A 19,965-nucleotide genomic window follows, 5' to 3' on the forward strand; every position below is an offset into this window, starting at 1 on the left:
TAGCTTTGTAAATCAGGAAAGGTTTGGTATAATGAAGGTCTGTGGCAGGGGCAATACTCTGCGGGTTGGGAGAGGGACAATTTCATATCGAGGAAACAAAAATGAAAAAGTTTGTAGAAAGGAAGTTTGCGCTTGATCAGCGCGGTTCTTCTGTGAAAACAGAGGTGCTGGCAGGTATCATCGGCTTCTTCACAGTCTTTTACATCATCGTCGTAAACAGTTCCATTTTGGCCGAAGCCGGTGTACCGGCTCAAGGCGCGGCACTAGCAACGATTTTTATTACGGTTTTCGGCTGTTTAGTCATGGGATTTTATGCAAATGTCCCACTGATTTTGATGCCGGGAATGGGTATCAATGCATTGTTTGCGTATACGCTTGTCGGAAATATGGGGCTCAGCTGGCAGGAAGCACTTGCTAGTTGTGCGATCAGTGGTCTGCTATTTATGATCCTTTGTTTCACGCCGTTTGCAACAAAACTGAATCAAGCGATCCCGTTGATTCTTAAACAAGGGATCACTGTCGGATTAGGTTTGTTTCTAGTTTTGCTAGGGCTTGAAAAAGGCGCGGTCATCATGCGAGGAGAGCATGCCGTGCTTCAGCTCGGTTCCATGCATGATCCGTATGTTATTTCGACACTGATCACGCTTTTACTGACGATGATCCTAGTGATCCGGAAAGTTCCAGGTGCTTTTTTATGGAGCTTGCTAGCTGGGAGCTTGATTGGTTATGCATTTGGTATCCGCAGCACAAGTGCTGTCAGTGGTATCAGTTTGAAACCGATCAGCACGGTTTTTGGGCATCTTGATTTCTCTCATATCGGAAACGTTTCTTTTTGGAGTGCTGTCTTTACGATGACAATGGTGATCGTATTTGAAACGGTAGGACTGACAAACGGCCAAACGAGACAGCTGAAACAAGAACAGGCTCTTCCGCGCGTTTTGCGGGCGAGCAGTATCACGGTCTTCTTTTCCGGTATTTTCGGAACGAGCCCAACAGTTTCGGCACTTGAGAGCGGTTCGATGTTTGCAAGTGGTGCTAAAACAGGACTTGCAACGATCGTCACGGCGATCTGCTTTTTAGGTTCATTGTTCTTCATGCCGTTTTTGGGATTCATCCCAAGCAGCGCGATCGCACCGATCTTGATCGTCATTGGGATCTCGATGGTCCAAGAACTCAAGGAAATGGATTTTTCCGACTCAGCCGGAACATTTGCTGCATTTTTGATCGTGGTGATTATTCCATTCAGCTATAGTATTGTCGACGGAATCGCGATCGGCTTCATTGCGTACCCGCTTTTACGTATTTTTACAAAAAAAGCGGAAGCGTTATCGCCGATCATGTACATCATTGCTGCTTTATTTTTATTGCAATTTATCATACAATAAAAAAAGCGGTATAAAAGGACCAGATCGTTTCTGTGCCGCGTGCACGGAGGATCTGGTTTTTTTTATAAAAAATGGGTAAGAAAAGAGGAGTAGCGTTGATCTATTATTATTTGATCGCACTCGTTGTGGTCGGCATTGATCAGTTTACAAAATGGCTCGTCGTGGAACATTTGACGATCGGTCAGCAAGTAGAGGTCATACCAGGATTTTTATATTGGTTTAGTTTCCGAAATAATGGGGCAGCTTGGAGCATATTAGAAGGACATATGAGCTTTTTCTATATCATTACAGTGATCGTGGTAGCAGTGATCATCTATATCATGCAGCGTTATGCTAAAGGAAAAACATTGTTTGGTATCAGCTTGGCACTGATCCTTGGCGGAGCACTTGGTAATTTTATCGACCGATTGTGGCGTCATGAGGTCGTAGATTTTGTGCAAACTGTATGGGGAAACTACTACTTCCCGATTTTTAATTTGGCAGATGCAGCACTAAGTATTGGTGTCGTATGTATGCTCATTTTTGTGTTCCTTGATGATCGCAAAACGAAAGGAAAAAAATAATGCAATCTCTTAAAGTGGAAGTAAAAGAAACAGAAAAAGGTATGCGGATCGATAAGTTTTTGGCTGAAAAAGCTTCGAAAAGTCGTTCTTCCGTGCAGCAGCTCTTGAAAGATGGGCAAGTTACGGTGGACGGGGAAGTAGTGAAGCCGAATTACAAATGTCAGCTTGGCGATATCGTTGAAATGGAGGAACGTGCTCCTGAAGTGATCGAGATCGAAGCCGAAGATATCCCGCTCGATATTTATTATGAAGATGAAGATCTGCTAGTCGTGAACAAACCGGAAGGAATGGTGGTGCATCCGTCTGCCGGACATTATACCGGCACGCTTGTCAATGCGCTGCTATACCACTGTAAGGATCTGTCCGGGATCAATGGGAAAATCAGACCTGGCATCGTTCACCGGATCGATAAAGATACATCCGGTTTACTGATGGTGGCTAAAAATGATGCGGCTCATGAATCGCTCGCAAGCCAATTGAAGGCGAAAACATCACATCGCGAATATGTTGCCTTAGTCCACGGTGATATCGCGCATCAAAAAGGAACGATCGAAGCACCGATCGGCCGTGCAAAAGATGATCGTCAAAAAATGGCCGTCGTTGGTGATGGTAAAGAAGCACGCACCCATTTTGAAGTGCTGGAACGTTTTGGGGATTTCACGCTGATTACTTGTCAATTAGACACAGGAAGAACACATCAGATCCGTGTCCATTTAAAATATATCGGACATCCGCTTGCCGGCGATCCGAAATACGGACCAAAAAACACATTGCCTGGTAACGGCCAATATCTGCATGCGAAAAAGTTAGGCTTCGTGCATCCACGGACGAAGGAAGAACTATCATTTGAATCACCGCTACCTGCTGATTTTGAAGAAGTACTCGAAAAATTGAGAACAAAAGAATAAATCGTTTTTCGCCAATCTGGTTGACAGATGGATGCTTTTTTAGTAAAGTAAAGAAAGAAATTAAATAGTCCTTTAACATAGTCCAGAGAGGCTAAGAAGGTAACGGAGTTTGTTTGACAGTGGTAGTATAGGTATAGCCACTGGTCTACAATGTCGATCTACCCCCTTGCCGCTTCTGGTGAGGGGTTTTTTATTTGGAGGGGAGTTATAAGTTATGCCAGAGCAAGTTATTGTGATGGATGAAGCTGCTGTAAAACGTGCTTTGACCCGAGTAAGCTACGAGATCATCGAGCGAAATAAGGGGACAAAGAATTTAGCGCTGATTGGTATCAAGACCCGCGGGATATTTATTGCGAAACGTCTTGCCGAACGAATGCAGGCAATCGAATCGACGGAAGTTCCTGTTGGAGAATTGGATATCTCCTTATATCGAGACGATCTGTCATTTAAAGACGAAGCAACAAAAGAGCCTTCTGTAAATGGATCGGCAATCGATTTCTCGATCGAAGGTAAGACAGTCGTCCTTGTCGATGACGTACTTTATACGGGCCGAACCGTGCGTGCCGCAATGGACGCGATCATGGATATCGGCAGACCGGCGCAGATCCAGTTGGCCGTACTCGCGGACAGAGGCCACAGGGAATTACCGATTCGTGCAGATTTTGTCGGGAAAAATGTACCGACTTCCAAAGAAGAACGAATCGCTGTTCATTTAGAAGAAAGTGATGCTGCAAGTGACGCAGTCATTATTTCAAAATAAATAAGCCCACACATTAATAGATTCAGCTTGATGGAAAACGAGTGTTTTCAACCAAGCTAGTAACACTTTTTTAAAAGCAGTCCAGAGAGGCTGACAAAGAGTGCAAGATAGGAGAAACGAGGCCTAAAGTGATACCCAGGCACCGTTCTAACCAAAACTCTTTGCTGCCCTCTAGCAAAGAGTTTTTTTATTCAAGAAAGGGAAGTGGAGAAATGGAAGAGAATCACATGCAAGCAGGAAAACCGATCTTAGATATCGGAGACAGACCAAAATGGAATAACTGGCTTATCTTGAGCCTACAACACTTATTTACAATGTTCGGTTCAACGATCTTTGTACCGAGTGTTACCGGAATGAGTCCGGGTGTCGCGTTAGTGTCGAGCGGATTAGGGTCCCTTGCCTACCTCGTTATCACCCGTGGGAAAATACCGGCTTATCTCGGATCGAGCTTTGCTTTCATTGCGCCGCTTACCATGTTTATCAAACAAGAGCACTCGCCGGGCTCCGTCATGGTCGGAACATTCTCGGTCGGCGTAGTTTATGCGATCGTCTCATTGATCGTGTATTACGCCGGGGTGGACTGGATTCAAAAGGTATTGCCGCCGGTCGTAGTTGGTCCAGTGATCATGGTTATCGGACTTAGCTTAGCGCCAAATGCTGCGAATATGGCAATGGGGGTAACTAGCGGAGGATACAGCGGTAAGGCGATCGCAGTTGCACTTATCACACTAGGCGTAGCGATTTTGGCTATGCTGGTATTCAAAGGATTTTTCGGACTGATCCCGATCTTGTTCGGATTTGCAGCTGGATATGTAGCGAGCATGGCGCTTGGTTTGGTCGACTATACACTGATCAAACAAGCCTCGCTTTTCGCAGTACCGGATTTCACGATCCCCTTCAAAGACGCAGATCCAATCGTAACGTTGACCGTCATTCTCAGCATGGCACCGCTCGCATTTGTGACCATGGCAGAACATATGGGACATCAGCTCGTATTAAATAAAATCACCAACCGTAACTTCTTTAAAGAACCTGGTCTGCATCGCTCCCTTTTAGGAGACGGAACAGCATCAATCGTCGCATCCTTACTCGGTGGACCACCAGTAACTACATATGGAGAAAATATCGGTGTGCTTGCGATCACACGTGTTTACAGCGTGTTCGTCATTGCGGGCGCAGCAGTTCTCGCGGTGTTATTCGGCTTCGTCGGTTATATCAATGCAGTCATAACTTCTGTACCGGCACCGGTTTTAGGCGGGATTTCCTTGCTACTGTTCGGTGTTATCGCTTCGAGCGGTCTCCGCATGCTGATCGACAGCCAAATCGACTTGAATATCAATCGCAACCTTGTCATCGTATCAGTCGTACTAGTGATTGGGATCGGCGGATTCTTCGTTCAGATCCATACTGTGAAAATCGCAGGAATGGCAATGGCAGCAATTGTAGGGATCCTTCTTAACTTGATCATCCCTGTGGATAAAAAAACACATCAATAAAATTCGGAAAAGGTGGCGTATGTAAATGAAACATTTGCTCACGATGGAAGAACTAGGGATTGAAGAAATCGAAGCATTATTAGACAGAGCGGCAGCATTCAAACATCAGGAAACAGTCTCACTACCAGAACCGAAATATGCCGTCAATATGTTTTTTGAAGCTAGTACCCGTACTCATCATAGTTTTGAAATGGCAGAGCAGAAATTGGGGATGCGGGAGATCTCGTTCGATCCAGGACATTCCAGTATCACAAAAGGTGAAACACTTTACGATACCTTGCTGACGATGCAGGCGATCGGAGTTGACGTGGCAGTGATCCGTCACTTTGAAGAAAAATACTATGAGCCGCTTCGCAAACTGGATATTTCGATCATCAACGGCGGCGACGGCTGCGGAGAACATCCTAGCCAATGTCTGCTTGATCTCTTCACCATTCGAGAACAATTCGGCACCTTTAAAGGATTAAAAGTAGCAATTATGGGGGATATCTCGCATAGTCGGGTCGCTCATTCTAATATGAAAGCCTTGCATCGTCTCGGCGCAGAAGTCTGCTTCGGAGGTCCGATCGAATGGCTCGATGAAACAGCAAAAGAATACGGTCCGCATTTATCGACAGAAGAATGTATCCAGACCGCAGACGTGATCATGCTGCTTCGGGTCCAGCACGAACGCCACGATAGTCCGACCGGTTTTTCCAAAGAGACGTATCATCGCAAGTACGGGCTTACGACAGATCTTGCAAAGACAATGAAACCAAATGCGATCATCATGCACCCAAGTCCAGTCAACCGCGATACCGAGATCGCAGGTGAATTAGTAGAAGCAAAACAATCACGGATCGTGGAACAAATGACAAATGGCGTATTCATACGCATGGCGATTCTAGCAATGGTTTTAAAAGAAAAAGAAACGAGGGTAAAAGCATGTACATTTTAAAAAACGGAACAATCATCAGCGAATCTGGAGAAAAAGAACAAAAAGATATTTTGATCGAAGCAGGACGAATTACTAAAATTGCAAGTACGATCGAAGCTGCTGATGAAAAGGTGATCGATGTGAAGGGGAAATTGGTATCGCCTGGTTTCATTGATGTACATGTCCACTTGCGCGAACCTGGCGGAGAATACAAAGAAACGATCGCAAGCGGCACCAAGTCAGCTGCAAAAGGTGGCTACACAACGATCTGCGCCATGCCAAATACAAAACCAGTACCGGATACGAAAGAAATCATGGAAAGTATCCAAAAACGGATTGCAGAAACAGCAGTTGTTCGCGTCCTACCATATGCTTCCATCACAAAAGCACTTGGAACGGAAGAGCTTGTTGATTTTGAAGGATTAAAAGAAGCAGGTGCATTCGCTTTTACCGATGATGGCGTAGGCGTACAGCTTGCTGGAACAATGTATGAAGCGATGCAGGCAGCGGCAAAATTAAATATGGCGGTCGTTGCCCATTGTGAAGATAACTCGCTTATCTACGGAGGCGTCGTCCATCAAGGGAAAATCTCCGAAGAATTGGGGATCAAAGGTATTCCGAACATTGCGGAATCTGTTCAGATCGCCCGTGATGTTCTTTTAGCAGAAGCCGCAGACTGCCATTATCATGTCTGCCACATTTCCACGAAAGAATCTGTGCGCGTCGTTCGTGATGCGAAACGGGCAGGAATCAAAGTAACAGCCGAAGTTTCACCGCATCATCTCTTGCTGAACGAAGAAGATATTCCAGAAAATCATGGTTATTGGAAAATGAACCCGCCGCTTCGAAGCAAGGCAGACCAAGAAGCACTACTGGAAGGACTGCTTGATGGCACGATCGACTTCATCGCAACAGATCATGCTCCGCACAGTGAAGCAGAAAAAGATGTACCTATGGAACAAGCAGCCTTCGGAATCGTCGGCCTCGAAACAGCTTTCCCATTATTATATACCAACTTTGTCAAAACAAATAAATGGACACTCAAGCAATTGCTCGACTGGATGACAACGAAACCGGCTAGAGTGTTCCAGCTGCCCTATGGAGATTTGAAAGAAGGCGCAGTGGCCGACATCACAGTCATTGATCTGGAAAAAGAAAATACGATCGACCCAAATACCTTTTACTCAAAAGGAAGAAATACACCATTTGCTGGCGTGACATGTGCAGGTTATCCAGTGATGACATTCGCAAACGGTGAGCTGGTTTATCAAGAGGGGGAAGCTTAAATGGCAAAACGGATTTTGATGCTGGAAGACGGCAATTATTTTATCGGAGAAGCAATTGGTAGTACAAAGGAATCGATCGGTGAAGTAGTCTTCAACACAGGAATGACTGGTTATCAAGAAACCCTTACCGATCCATCTTATTACGGGCAGATCATTACATTCACTTATCCATTAGTTGGCAACTACGGCATTAACCGCGATGATTTTGAATCGATCCAGCCCTCTGTAAAAGGCGTGGTTGTAAAAGAAGCAGCGGAGTTCCCGTCAAACTGGCGCAACCAAATGACACTCGATGCCTTTCTGAAAGAAAAAGATATTCCGGGAATCGCAGGGATCGACACACGAAAGCTGACGAAATTGATTCGAAAAGAAGGAACGCTGAAAGGGATCTTGACAGATGCAAATGCAGATAAAGAAGCACTACTGCACCATCTGCGTTCGGTACGGCTGCCGAGTGATCAAGTGAGCCAAGTATCTTCTTCCAAAGCTTTCGCCAGCCCTGGCAGCGGCAAAAGGGTCGTACTCGTTGATTACGGCGTAAAGGCTTCGATCTTGAAAGAACTAAACAAACGAGGCTGCCACGTGACGATCGTCCCTTACAATATGACAGCTGCAGAAGTATTAGCAATGCACCCGGATGGCGTTATGCTCTCCAACGGACCGGGAGATCCAAAAGATGTACCGGAAGCGCTCGAATTTATCCGCGGTATTCAAGGGAAGATTCCTTTATTCGGGATCTGTTTAGGCCACCAGCTATTCGCGCTTGCCAATGGGGCAGACACATTCAAACTAAAATTCGGTCACCGTGGCGCCAATCATCCCGTGAAAGAATTGAAAACGGGTCGGGTCGACTTTACTGCACAAAACCATGGTTACGCTGTTGATAAAGCGTCTCTCCAAGACACAGATTTAGAAATCACACATATCGAATTGAATGATGAAACGGTCGAAGGACTCGCGCACCGCGAATATCCTGCCTATACCGTCCAATACCACCCGGAAGCAAATCCGGGACCAAGTGATGTCAACTACTTGTTCGATGGCTTCATGGAAATGATGGATGTAAAAATAAAGGGGGAAATCGAACATGCCTAAAAGAACGGATATTCAAACGATACTTGTAATCGGCTCTGGCCCGATCATCATCGGACAAGCGGCAGAATTCGATTATGCAGGTACGCAAGCTTGCCTTAGTCTAAAAGAAGAGGGATACCGCGTGGTACTCGTCAATTCCAATCCGGCGACGATCATGACCGATACAGAAATGGCTGACAAAGTATACATCGAGCCGATTACACTGGATTTTGTTTCCCGGATCATCCGCAAGGAACGGCCAGATGCAATCTTGCCGACACTCGGCGGTCAAACCGGGCTCAACATGGCCATGGAACTGGCAGAAGCCGGCATTTTAGAAGAATGTGGCGTAGAAGTGTTGGGCACAGACCTAACGGCTATCAAAAAAGCAGAAGACCGTGAAGCGTTCCGCGACTTAATGAATGAACTTGGTGAACCGGTTCCAGATAGCGATATTATCCACAACTTAGAAGAAGCGAAACGGTTTGTCGAAAGAATCGGCTATCCAGTGATCGTCCGTCCAGCTTATACACTCGGTGGCTCCGGTGGCGGCATTTGTCATGACGACAAAGACTTACAGGAGATCGTTTCCAGTGGCTTGAAATTAAGTCCAGTCACGCAATGTCTGCTTGAAAAAAGCATCGCCGGTTTCAAAGAAGTAGAATATGAAGTCATGCGTGATGCTAATGATAATGCGATGGTCGTTTGCAATATGGAAAATATTGATCCAGTAGGTATCCATACGGGCGATTCTATCGTTGTAGCACCAAGCCAAACCCTCTCTGACCGGGAATATCAACTCTTGCGCGATGTTTCTCTGAAAATCATTCGTGCACTGGAAATTGAAGGCGGCTGTAACGTTCAGCTAGCACTCGATCCAGACAGTTATAATTACTATGTCATCGAAGTCAACCCACGCGTTAGCAGATCCTCAGCGCTCGCATCGAAAGCGACAGGATACCCGATCGCCAAATTGGCTGCTAAGATCGCGGTGGGATTAACACTCGATGAGATCAAGAATCCAGTAACTGGAACCACTTATGCGCACTTTGAGCCAACACTCGACTATGTAGTAGCCAAAATCCCTCGTTTCCCCTTTGATAAATTTGAACAAGCTGATCGTAGACTTGGTACACAAATGAAGGCGACCGGGGAAGTCATGGCGATCGGTAGAAGCTGGGAAGAAGCCCTTTTGAAAGCAGTTCGTTCTCTTGAGATCGGCGCTAGCCATCTTTATTTAGAAGAAGCTGAACAAGCGACAAGTGAACTGCTGGCAAGCAAAATCGCTTATCCAGAAGATGACCGCCTGTTCTTCTTGGCAGCAGCCATTCGCAAAGGTCAAACAATCGAAGAACTGCATGCGATCACGAAAATCGATTTATTCTTTTTATATAAATTAGAGCGACTGATCGCGCTAGAAAACTTGTTGAAAGAAGCCCCACAGGACAAAGCACTTTTACTAAAAGCGAAACAAAATGGTTTTGCCGACAGTGAGATCGCTCGCTTATGGCAGACTTCCGAAGACGAAGTTACGGCAGTTAGATTAGAAGCAGGAATCAGACCAGTCTACAAAATGGTAGATACCTGTGCCGCTGAATTTGAATCGACCACGCCGTACTTTTACAGCACCTACGAAGAAGAAAATGAATCCGTACCGACAGCAAAAGAGAGTGTGATCGTCCTTGGATCAGGCCCGATCCGGATCGGCCAAGGGGTAGAATTCGACTATGCGACCGTCCATTCCGTTTGGGCGATTCAGCAGGCAGGCTACGAAGCCATTATCATCAATAATAATCCCGAAACAGTATCTACCGATTTCAGTATCTCAGATAAGCTTTACTTTGAGCCATTGACGGTAGAAGACGTGATGCATGTCATCGATTTAGAACAGCCGATCGGTGTCGTGGTCCAATTCGGTGGTCAAACGGCTATCAACTTAGCAGAAGGATTAGCTGCTAAAGGCGTGAAAATCCTTGGCACAAGTTTAGAAGCCATCGACCGTGCCGAAAACCGCGATGAGTTTGAAAAAGCGCTAGAAAAATTAGCTATTCCTCAACCAGAAGGAAAAACAGCCACTTCCGTCGAAGAAGCATTGACGATCGCTCGACAAATCGGCTATCCAGTTCTTGTAAGACCTTCCTATGTATTAGGCGGCCGGGCCATGGAGATCGTCGAGTCGGAAGAAGGCTTGAAATATTATATGAATAATGCAGTTAAAGTAAATCCAAAACATCCCGTACTCGTTGACCGTTATGTACAAGGCCAAGAAGTAGAAGTGGATGCTATCAGCGACGGAGAAAATGTCTTGATCCCTGGAATCATGGAACATATCGAACGTGCCGGTGTCCATTCCGGCGACTCGATCGCGGTTTATCCTGCACAGCGAATCAGTCAGAAAGTAAAAGATACGATCGTGGATTATACGACAAGACTCGCAATCGGTCTGGATATCATTGGCATGCTAAATATCCAATATGTCATTGCTGGCGAGGAAGTTTTCGTTATCGAAGTCAATCCACGCTCAAGCCGGACCGCACCATTTTTAAGTAAGATCACCGACATCCCAATGGCAAATGTAGCAACCAAGATCATCTTAGGCAAAACATTACGGGAATTAGGTTATGAAAGCGGACTAGCTCCAGAAAAACAAGAGATTTTCGTTAAAGTCCCGGTCTTTTCTTTCGCAAAACTGCGTAGCGTCGATACCTCACTCGGCCCAGAAATGAAATCCACCGGCGAAGTGATGGGAAAAGACCTGACACTCGAAAAAGCGCTCTACAAAGGTTTTGTAGCTAGCGGAACAAAAATGCACGATTATGGCACAGTTTTACTGACAGTAGCCGACCGCGATAAAGAAGAAGCAATCGAACTTGCCAAACGTTTCAACCATATCGGCTTTACCATCATGGCAACGCAAGGAACAGCCAGTGTTCTGGAAGCAGCCGGTGTGCCAGTTTCCCAAGTGAAGAAAATCGGAGAAAACACAGAAACACTGATCGATTATATTCGCAGCGGTCAAGTAACGCTCGTGGTCAATACCTTAACAACAGGCAAACGACCAGAACGGGATGGCTTCCAGATCCGCCGTGAATCTGTAGAGAACGGTACGCCGGTCTGTACATCGCTCGATACAGCAGCAGCGATCCTAAGCGTTCTGGAATCCAGATCGTTCGGCATGGAAGCAATGAATACGAAGACCAATCCAGCGACAGCAACAGTTTAAAAGGAAACGGGGTGAAATCATGCTGCAAACAACAATGACGGTAGTCAAACAAACCGAAATCGCTAGACATGTTTATGAATTGGTACTGCAAGGTGAAAATGTAGCAACCATGCAGCCAGGTCAGTTTTTGATGGTGCGTCCCGTACGGACAGAACTGCTGCTGCGCCGACCAATAAGTATCTGCTCCTATGATAAAGCAGCGGGCACCTGCACATTACTGTATCGTGTAGAGGGAGCAGGCACGAAAGACTTCAGTAAATTACAAAGCAATGATTCGGTCGACTGCCTAGGCCCGCTCGGAACGGGCTTCGATGTTTCCGAAGCACAAACAGCCGGCGTGAAATCGGCATTATTGATCGGCGGCGGAATCGGTGTCCCGCCGATGTATCAGCTTGGAAAAGAACTCGCTGCTCAAGGGATAGAAGTCACGTTTGTGAATGGATTTCAGTCCCACACAGATATCTTTTACGAGAAAGAAATGGCTGCTTACGGCAGCGTGCACATTGCCACGGTAGACGGTAGCTACGGGACACAAGGGTTTGTCACAGATATCACGAGAAAGCTTCCAGAACCGGACCGGGTGTATAGTTGCGGACCAAGACCAATGCTACAAGCAGTCAAGTCAAGCTACGCTGGAAGTAAGACGTATCTTTCATTAGAAGAACGGATGGCATGCGGGATCGGAGCATGCTATGCGTGCGTCTGCCCTAAAAAAGATACCGACAGCTGGCTGAAAGTATGCGAAGACGGCCCCGTTTTCCGTGCAGATGAGGTGGAATTATGAACCGATTACAAGTAGAAATCCCAGGACTCTCTTTGAAAAACCCGATCATGCCCGCTTCCGGTTGTTTTGGTTTCGGGAAAGAATACAGCCGATATTATGATCTTGGTGAGCTGGGAGCCATCATGGTCAAAGCGATCACGCCAGAAGTACGGAAGGGAAACGAAACCCCACGTGTTGCCGAAACGAGCGCAGGAATGCTGAATGCGATCGGTCTACAGAATCCAGGCTTAGAACATGTTATGGCGCATGAATTGCCATTTTTGGAACAATACGATACCCCGATCATTGCCAATGTCGCCGGGACGACCGTAGACGATTATGTCAAAGTTTGCGCCCGCGTTGGTGATTCAAAGGTGGTAAAAGCCATCGAACTGAATATCTCCTGTCCTAACGTAAAAAAAGGAGGAATCACTTTCGGCACGGATCCGCACATTGCCCATGACCTGACAAAAGCTGTTAAAGCAGTAGCAAAAGTTCCCGTCTATGTGAAACTTTCGCCAAATGTGGCAGATATCGTTTCGATCGCACAAGCAATCGAAGCAGCAGGTGCGGATGGCCTCACAATGATCAATACACTTCTTGGCATGCGGATCGATCTGAAAACCAGAAAACCGATTCTAGCCAATCAAACTGGCGGCCTATCAGGACCAGCCATCAAACCGGTAGCGATCCGGATGATTCATCAAGTACGGGAAGTGAGCAATATTCCTATTATCGGGATGGGCGGTGTCCAAACCGTAGATGATGTGCTGGAATTCTTGATCGCAGGGGCGGATGCAGTTGCCGTCGGAACGATGAACTTTACCGAACCCTATATTTGCCCGAATTTGATTCGTGATCTGCCAGCCCGGATGAATGAGCTGGGAATCGAAAAACTAGCAGATTTGAAGAGGAGATGAAATAATGACAGACAAGCCGATTGTGGCCCTTGATTTTGCTACTAAAGCAGAGATCGATCATTTTTTGACGCAGATGCAGACGGACGACTCTTTATATGTGAAAATCGGCATGGAACTTTTTTATGCCGGCGGACAGCATTTATTGTATGAGCTAAAAACACAAGGACACCAAATTTTCTTGGATCTGAAATTGCACGATATCCCCAATACAGTCAAGAGCGCAATGAAAGTATTGGCAGGACTTGAAGTAGATATGGTCAATGTCCATGCCGCTGGGGGGCGAGCAATGATGGAAGCAGCAAAAGAAGGATTGATCAGCGGCTCTGGAACCAAGGTCCCGAAAATAATCGCCGTCACACAACTCACTAGCACGAGTGAAGCCGCGATGCAGGAAGAGCAACTGATAAGCGCAAGTCTAAACGATTCCGTCGTTCACTATAGCCGATTAGCCCAAGAAGCCGGACTTGACGGTGTGGTATGCTCTGCGAAAGAAGCCGGACTGATCAAAGCAGCGACCAATCCGGAATTCCTATGTGTTACACCAGGAATTCGGCTGAAGTCCGATAGCGTTGATGATCAAAAACGAGTCGTTACACCAAAAGAAGCTAGAGAACTCGGCGCATCAAGTATCGTTGTCGGGCGCTCGATCACGAAAGCAAAGTCACCGCTAAAAGCGTATCAGCAAATTTTGGAAGAGTGGGGGAACTAAATATGCAAACCGAAACAGCTAAACAATTATTGAATATCAAAGCCGTTTTTTTACAGCCAAACGAGCCATTCACGTGGGCGTCTGGGATCCAATCACCGATCTATTGCGACAACCGTCTGACATTAGGATATCCGAAAGTGAGACAGTTTATTGCTAAAGGATTAAGCACACTGATCCAAGAAAATTTTCCACAAGTAGAGCTGATCGCCGGAACAGCAACAGCCGGAATCCCGCATGCAGCATGGGTAAGTGATCAATTAGAATTACCGATGGCCTATGTTCGTTCAAAGGCAAAAGAGCATGGCAAAGGCAACCAGATCGAAGGTGTCGCCACCCCCGGACAGAAAGTCGTAGTCATCGAAGACTTGATCTCCACAGGAGGAAGCTCGCTGAAAGCTGTGGAAGCATTGCGAGAAGCCGGACTTGAGGTGCTCGGCGTTGTCGCAATCTTCAATTACGGATTAGCCAAAGGGAAAGCATTATTTACTGAGGCCGGAGTGGAACTTAGAACATTGACCGATTACGAAACGTTGATCGATACAGCACTTCAAGAAGGATACATAGCGGAAGCAGAGATCGAGCCGCTGAAGCAATGGAACAAGGACCCAGAAAATTGGGGGAAATGATAAAGAAGCTGTGCCTGACTATAAATCAGGCACAGCTCTTTAATTTTCTGTAGATAAATGAAGGATTTCATAACTTTTTTCAAATTGCTGAGGTGGAACGGTTTTAAAAAAGGTATAACATACATATTTCCATTTGTCCGGATTATAAATAATGACCTGTCCCGTAGAATCTGGATGTGGTTGCGTTGGAAAAACAACTTGCTGTAACGAGCTAGTTGGCTGGATATCCACATATTCTTCGGTTAGATATTGGCTTTGATAAAAATCTTCTTTGAGGATCACATTTTGTGTTATCCCGATTTCGATATGCTGCCAGCCGAATGATCGTAGAATATTATCATAAAAACCGTCAAAAATAAATTTAGTCATTCCTTCTGTCTTTTTCCATACATAAAGCGGACTATAGCTGTTAAATTGGTTTTTCTTCTTCTCACTGATCAAATATGCTTTAAATAGGAGATCCGGAAGTCCATCTGTCTTAGTTCCGTTTGTCCGCACCCGTTCTTTTATTATCTCCATATCATAATCAGCAGGAAGCTGTACTTGATACTGCATGCCTATCATCGTTATCACAATCCTTTCTACCAACAAGTATAGTCGCTTTTCTATTACCTGAATAATACCGAAATGTGATACTATTATCGTAAAAAGTGATAACGACAGGAGACAGTAAAATGAATCTCAATGATTTCTTGATTTACCAAAAGCTCTATGAAGAAAAGTCGACGAATAAAGATGCAAAAGTACTTGGCTATGCGCAATCCAATGTTACCATGCGTTTGAAGCAGATCGAAAAAGAATATGGCGCGCAATTATTTGTTCGGACTTCCAGAGGCTTGACCCCTACGATAGCCGGGGAAAAATTTTATACACATACTAACAAGATCCTTATTGAGACTGAAAATATAAAAAAAGCATTAAAAAACAAGCAAAAAGCTTCTATCGTCACATCAGAAAATTTATTTGACTATTTGATCGTTTATCAAGAACGGTATGCGCTAGCGGAATATGATTTTACCATTGTTAAAACCACGGAGATAAATAGATTAGCCGATCAAGCGCAACACGACATCATTTTCTCATATACGGAATTGCCAACTACAAGTCCATATAAAGTAATAGCAAAAGGTGAAATGAATGCTTCACTAATGATTGCAATTGCTGCAGAACAACCTAACTCGCTACCATTATTTGTAAATAAAGATAAAACGTGTCCTTTTCGGAAAAAGTCGCTGGACGAGATCGACACTGGAAATCCTATTCACGAAATCGATTCGATACGGAATATCATCAGTTTGGTCAAAGCATCGCAAGGAATAGCACTTCTGCCTGATTATTTGTTAGAGCAGGAGGCTGGATTGGAAAAAGCGGGAACAGAAGCGTATGCGATAGAATATCAGATCCATGAGCTATTATAGCAAGCAAAAATAAAAAAGCAGCTGCCAAGTCTGCTTTTCAAAACCATATCCTTCTTCCACAATATCAGCAACCATCCAAATACCTTCTATATAACAAAAAAGCCCGCTCTACAGCAGGTTTCAGCTTGGCGAAAAACGCTCATCTTCGTCGTTAAAGTCTGCGTTTCGATGCTCACGTACTTAAGTACGCTCCGCTTCGGTACTCGACTTTGCCTAGAATCTAATCATTTTTCGCCAAGCTGGGAATAGCTAGGAAATGATTGAAATGGTGTTTTTCTTCAGTCTGAAACCCGCTCTACAGCAGGTTTTTCCATTATTGACGCAAACTCCGCACTTTTTCTTCATCCGGTGTAACAAAATAAGTCGTTTGATCTGTATAAATCACGTAACCCGGCTTTGCACCGTTGGGCTTTTTGACATGCTTTACCAGCGTCGCATCAACAGGAACACTTCCTGACAAGCGTGCCTTGGAAAAATAAGCGGCGATCATCGCAGCTTCTTCGATAGCAGTTTCGTCTGGATCTGGCGATTGGATGACTACATGGGAACCGGGCAGATCTTTTACGTGGAACCAAAGTTCGTTGTTTTTCGCTAATTTATTCGTCAAATAATCATTTTGTTTATTGTTTTTGCCGACTAATATCGAAAGGCCGGTACTGGAACGGTATTTTTCAGGAGTTGGATTGGTCGGTTTTTTCCGTTTTCCAGCTTTGTTTTTATAGCGCAGATAGCCTTGTTCGGCAAGCTCGATACGGATCTCTTCCACGTCGGCTGAATTGCCGAGCTCTAGCTGCGACTGGATCGTTTCCAAATACTCGATTTCTTGCGCGGTCAATGTAAGTTGCTCATTGACATAAGCGACGGCATTGCGTAATTTTTGATATTTCGCAAAGTACGCTTGGGAATTTTGCGAAGCGCTTTTTCGTGTGTCGAGCGGGATGGCTACTGGCTTCATGTCATTATAAAAATCTTCCACTGTGATCGTGGTCATTCCGCGGCTTACTTGATGAAGATTCGCTGTCAAAAGTTCACCGTAGTGTCGGTATTTATCGGCTTCGTCTGCTTCTATCAATGTTTGCTTTAATTTTTCGATCTTTGTTTTGTTGCGCTGGATCTCATTGGTCAGCAAACGCTCTAGATCTTTTGCGACTTGATGGACGCGATCACGGCGAGCTTTGCCGAGATAAAATGCATCGAGCAGCTCGCTAAGCGAATCATAGCTGCCAAGGATCTCCGTCATGCTCTCTAGAGGCATGAAGTAGAAATCTTCTTTCTCATTTTTTCGGAAGTAGAGTGCTTTTGGTTGTTCTTCGCTATGCAAGCGAACCGCGGTGATCACCTGATCAAAAGCTTGCGTGAGACTGCTTTCCTGGGCACGCAAGCGGATCTCTTGGGCAAGGAGCGGACTGAATCCGGCAAATTGGCTGACAAGTTCCTTCGTGGAAGGAAGTTCGTTTTTGGCAAATTGGCTGCTGTCGAACTGGAAGGGATCTTGCTTTTCAGGCTGTGGCGGCAAGCGATACGCTGCACCGGGAAGTAATGTACGGTAGCTGTTTTGAGCAGGAGAGATGTGTTTGATCGTATCAACGATCGTTCCTTTTTCCCGGTCTACCAGTACGATATTACTATGACGGCCCATGATCTCAATATAAAGTTCGCAAAAGCGGTTTTCGCCGATGTCGTCTTTCCCGCGGATCTCTAGTTTTAAGATACGCTCATTTGGAAGCTGGGTGATTTTTTCAATAACCGCGCCTTCTAGATATTTTCGCAGCAACATACAAAACATGGGCGGCGTAGAAGGATTTTCGGGAATGTCTGCAGTGAATTGAACACGGGCATAGCTCGGATGTGCAGAAATCAGCAAGCGTTTATTTTCACGATTTTTTCGTATATAAAGAACTAATTCGTGGGCGAAGGGCTGATGAACTTTCATGATTCGACCACTTTCAGCTCCAAGCGTTAGTTCTTTTGTTAAGGCTTTTAAAAACATTGCATCAAACATAGGTCAGTTCTCCTTTATCTGTAATCCTCATCTATTGTAGCATAGAATAGCCTTGACGACTTGTTTTTGGTTCGATTAGAATGAAGAGGAAATGAAAAGGGGCGGGCGTAAATGATAAAACTTTTACTAGCGGATGACAATGCTTTTATCACAGGTGGTTTGGAGATTATTCTCGATATGGAAGCGGATATCGAAGTCGCAGCCACGGTGGCGAATGGACAAGCCGCCGTGGATTATTGTTTGGAATATGATATCGATGTAGCTTTACTGGATGTTCGGATGCCAGTCATGAATGGGGTCGAGGCAGCGAAGCGGATAACTGCGGAAACAGAGACGAAGGTGATTATCCTAACTACTTTTGATGATGATGCCTACATTATCGATGCGATCCGAAATGGTGCGGAAGGCTACCTGCTGAAAAACAATGATCCTAAAATCATCATTGCTGCAGTTCGAGGCGTCGTTCAAAACCAAAATATCATGCAAGCGGAGATCTGGGAAAAGGTGAAGGTAGCTTTGTCGGGTAACCAAACGAAAGCGCACATGGCTAAATTACCGCTCACCTCGCGGGAACAAGATGTGATCCAAGCTGTAGCGAGTGGGTTGTCGAATAAGGAAATCGCGAAAAAGCTGTTTATCTCGGAAGGAACCGTTGCCAATAATATTTCGGCATTATTAAATAAATTAGGACTAGAACATCGAACTCAATTGGCGATCTTTTATTTGACAGGTAAGGCGGGGGGAACGGAGTAATGGTGTTTTATAAATTACAGTTCGATATTTATTTCACGCTATTTTTCTTATTGTTTTTGACACAACAGCCTCTCAGTCACATGCAGATTGGCTATTATCTAGTGAGTGTGCTTCTCTATTTGAGTGCGGCGCTCTTGATCGAGTGCTTGGCAAAGCCTTTTTACTGGAAAATCACATTGCTTGTTATAATTTTGTTTAGTGCTGGCCTTGCTTTACCTTATCTATATTTCTTCGCCCCATTTCCGCTGCTTTCTTTGATCTTAGAAAAAGAAGTGCAAAGGTTGAGAGACACATTACTATATCTGTTACTTGCGAATAGTTGCGTGTTTTTTCTACCAAATTTCACAGAAAGATTAGCATATGTCTTTTTGACTGTTATATTGGCGCTGTTTTATCATTTGCTTGGACGCGGCTACCATTTGATGAAAGCCAAAGAGGAAGCTAACGAAGCACTTAAGAGACACATGGAAGAACTGTCGCAAAAAGTGGAACAGCAAAAAGCACAATTTCTCCGGGAAACACAACTAGCAAAACTAGAGGAAAGAAATCATTTGTCGCATCAGATCCATGATCAACTCGGACACGCATTGACAGGCGGCCTGATCCAGCTGGAAGCCGCGCAGGCGATTCTCTATAAAGATCCAGAGAAAGCAAGTGAACTATTAGGGAATGCGATCGTGATCAATAAAAATGGCATCGATTCGATTCGTAAAACACTCCAAGCAACCAAACCAGCGCAGGAAAGTATTGCAATCAGTCAGATGAAGGCAAAGTTAGAAGAATTTGAAAATGATTATCAGATCAGAACGGTTTTTCATTATGAAGGTGATTTACGCAGGGTGACCCAAGCGATGTGGTATGTCTGTTACCATAATTTAAATGAAGCATTGACCAATGTGCTGAAATACAGCAAAGCCACACGAGTGAATATCCAACTGACCGTCTTGAATAAGATCGTGCGCTTTAAGATCCAAGATAATGGGTTAGGAACGGCTCATTTTGAGAAGCACCTGGGCATTATCGGTATGGAAGAACGAACATCCAAACTAGGAGGAAATCTTGTCATTGATACACGATCCGGTTTTGGGATCGTGACTTTATTACCGACGGAAGAAACAACATCATGAGAAACTCATGGAAAAGAAGTGAGAAAATGCACTACT

At 45.0% G+C, this 19,965-nt stretch carries 18 protein-coding genes; 16 read left to right on the forward strand and 2 right to left on the reverse strand.

What is annotated here, in order from left to right:
- Positions 1–101 precede the first annotated feature (101 nt).
- The 13 genes from HMPREF0556_RS10890 (at position 102) to pyrE (ending at position 14,629) form a co-directional block, all read left to right on the forward strand.
- Positions 102–1,385 carry an NCS2 family permease gene (locus tag HMPREF0556_RS10890; RefSeq protein ID WP_040486867.1) on the forward strand — a complete coding sequence of 428 codons (1,284 nt, stop codon included), beginning with the start codon at positions 102–104 and terminating at the stop codon, positions 1,383–1,385.
- Between the two features lie 98 nt (positions 1,386–1,483).
- Entirely contained in the window at positions 1,484–1,948 is a 465-nt protein-coding gene (gene lspA, locus HMPREF0556_RS10895; RefSeq protein WP_036107219.1) for a signal peptidase II, read from the forward strand.
- On the forward strand, positions 1,948–2,856 hold the full coding sequence (locus tag HMPREF0556_RS10900) for an RluA family pseudouridine synthase (RefSeq protein ID WP_003758558.1): 909 nt from the start codon (positions 1,948–1,950) through the stop codon (positions 2,854–2,856). Before lspA ends, HMPREF0556_RS10900 begins: the two co-directional genes overlap by 1 nt.
- A gap of 214 nt (positions 2,857–3,070) precedes the next feature.
- Positions 3,071–3,616, forward strand: a complete 546-nt coding sequence (gene pyrR, locus HMPREF0556_RS10905; protein ID WP_003758560.1) for a bifunctional pyr operon transcriptional regulator/uracil phosphoribosyltransferase PyrR — start codon at positions 3,071–3,073, stop codon at positions 3,614–3,616.
- A gap of 212 nt (positions 3,617–3,828) precedes the next feature.
- On the forward strand, positions 3,829–5,112 hold the full coding sequence (locus HMPREF0556_RS10910) for a solute carrier family 23 protein (RefSeq protein WP_003758562.1): 1,284 nt from the start codon (positions 3,829–3,831) through the stop codon (positions 5,110–5,112).
- Between the two features lie 25 nt (positions 5,113–5,137).
- Complete coding sequence (locus HMPREF0556_RS10915; protein WP_003758563.1) at positions 5,138–6,049, forward strand: aspartate carbamoyltransferase catalytic subunit; 912 nt, start codon at positions 5,138–5,140, stop codon at positions 6,047–6,049.
- Positions 6,037–7,314, forward strand: coding sequence for a dihydroorotase (locus tag HMPREF0556_RS10920; protein ID WP_003758565.1), 1,278 nt, complete (start codon positions 6,037–6,039; stop codon positions 7,312–7,314). The genes HMPREF0556_RS10915 and HMPREF0556_RS10920 overlap by 13 nt, the downstream gene beginning before the upstream one ends.
- On the forward strand, positions 7,315–8,409 hold the full coding sequence (locus HMPREF0556_RS10925; RefSeq protein WP_003758566.1) for a carbamoyl phosphate synthase small subunit: 1,095 nt from the start codon (positions 7,315–7,317) through the stop codon (positions 8,407–8,409). It abuts the gene before it with no gap.
- Positions 8,402–11,611 (forward strand): carbamoyl-phosphate synthase large subunit, encoded by a 3,210-nt coding sequence (gene carB, locus HMPREF0556_RS10930; RefSeq protein ID WP_003758568.1) that lies wholly within the window; start codon positions 8,402–8,404, stop codon positions 11,609–11,611. The genes HMPREF0556_RS10925 and carB overlap by 8 nt, the downstream gene beginning before the upstream one ends.
- Positions 11,589–12,395, forward strand: a complete 807-nt coding sequence (locus HMPREF0556_RS10935; RefSeq protein WP_261795817.1) for a dihydroorotate dehydrogenase electron transfer subunit — start codon at positions 11,589–11,591, stop codon at positions 12,393–12,395. The genes carB and HMPREF0556_RS10935 overlap by 23 nt, the downstream gene beginning before the upstream one ends.
- Entirely contained in the window at positions 12,392–13,294 is a 903-nt protein-coding gene (locus HMPREF0556_RS10940; protein ID WP_003758571.1) for a dihydroorotate dehydrogenase, read from the forward strand. Before HMPREF0556_RS10935 ends, HMPREF0556_RS10940 begins: the two co-directional genes overlap by 4 nt.
- A 4-nt stretch (positions 13,295–13,298) precedes the next feature.
- Positions 13,299–14,003 (forward strand): orotidine-5'-phosphate decarboxylase, encoded by a 705-nt coding sequence (gene pyrF / locus HMPREF0556_RS10945; RefSeq protein WP_003758573.1) that lies wholly within the window; start codon positions 13,299–13,301, stop codon positions 14,001–14,003.
- A 2-nt stretch (positions 14,004–14,005) separates the two neighbouring features.
- Positions 14,006–14,629: an orotate phosphoribosyltransferase gene (pyrE, locus tag HMPREF0556_RS10950; RefSeq protein WP_003758576.1), complete on the forward strand. Its 624-nt coding sequence runs from the start codon at positions 14,006–14,008 to the stop codon at positions 14,627–14,629.
- Positions 14,630–14,668: 39 nt separating this feature from the next.
- Here pyrE and HMPREF0556_RS10955 read toward each other — a convergent pair whose 3' ends face one another.
- Positions 14,669–15,193, reverse strand: coding sequence for a DUF4865 family protein (locus tag HMPREF0556_RS10955; RefSeq protein ID WP_003758578.1), 525 nt, complete (start codon positions 15,191–15,193; stop codon positions 14,669–14,671).
- 110 nt (positions 15,194–15,303) lie between these two features.
- Here HMPREF0556_RS10955 and HMPREF0556_RS10960 point away from each other — a divergent pair, with 110 nt between their 5' ends.
- Positions 15,304–16,047, forward strand: coding sequence for a LysR family transcriptional regulator (locus HMPREF0556_RS10960; protein WP_003758580.1), 744 nt, complete (start codon positions 15,304–15,306; stop codon positions 16,045–16,047).
- Positions 16,048–16,360: 313 nt separating this feature from the next.
- Here the strand turns inward: HMPREF0556_RS10960 and HMPREF0556_RS10965 are convergent, their stop codons facing one another.
- Positions 16,361–18,049: an Rqc2 family fibronectin-binding protein gene (locus HMPREF0556_RS10965; protein WP_003758582.1), complete on the reverse strand. Its 1,689-nt coding sequence runs from the start codon at positions 18,047–18,049 to the stop codon at positions 16,361–16,363.
- A gap of 111 nt (positions 18,050–18,160) precedes the next feature.
- Here HMPREF0556_RS10965 and HMPREF0556_RS10970 point away from each other — a divergent pair, with 111 nt between their 5' ends.
- Entirely contained in the window at positions 18,161–18,802 is a 642-nt protein-coding gene (locus HMPREF0556_RS10970) for a response regulator (RefSeq protein WP_003758585.1), read from the forward strand.
- Positions 18,802–19,929: a sensor histidine kinase gene (locus HMPREF0556_RS10975; RefSeq protein ID WP_003758586.1), complete on the forward strand. Its 1,128-nt coding sequence runs from the start codon at positions 18,802–18,804 to the stop codon at positions 19,927–19,929. The genes HMPREF0556_RS10970 and HMPREF0556_RS10975 overlap by 1 nt, the downstream gene beginning before the upstream one ends.
- Positions 19,930–19,965 lie beyond the last annotated feature (36 nt).

It is taken from the genome of Listeria grayi DSM 20601 (assembly GCF_000148995.1).
In the GTDB taxonomy this organism is placed as follows: Bacteria; Bacillota; Bacilli; order Lactobacillales; family Listeriaceae; genus Listeria; species Listeria grayi.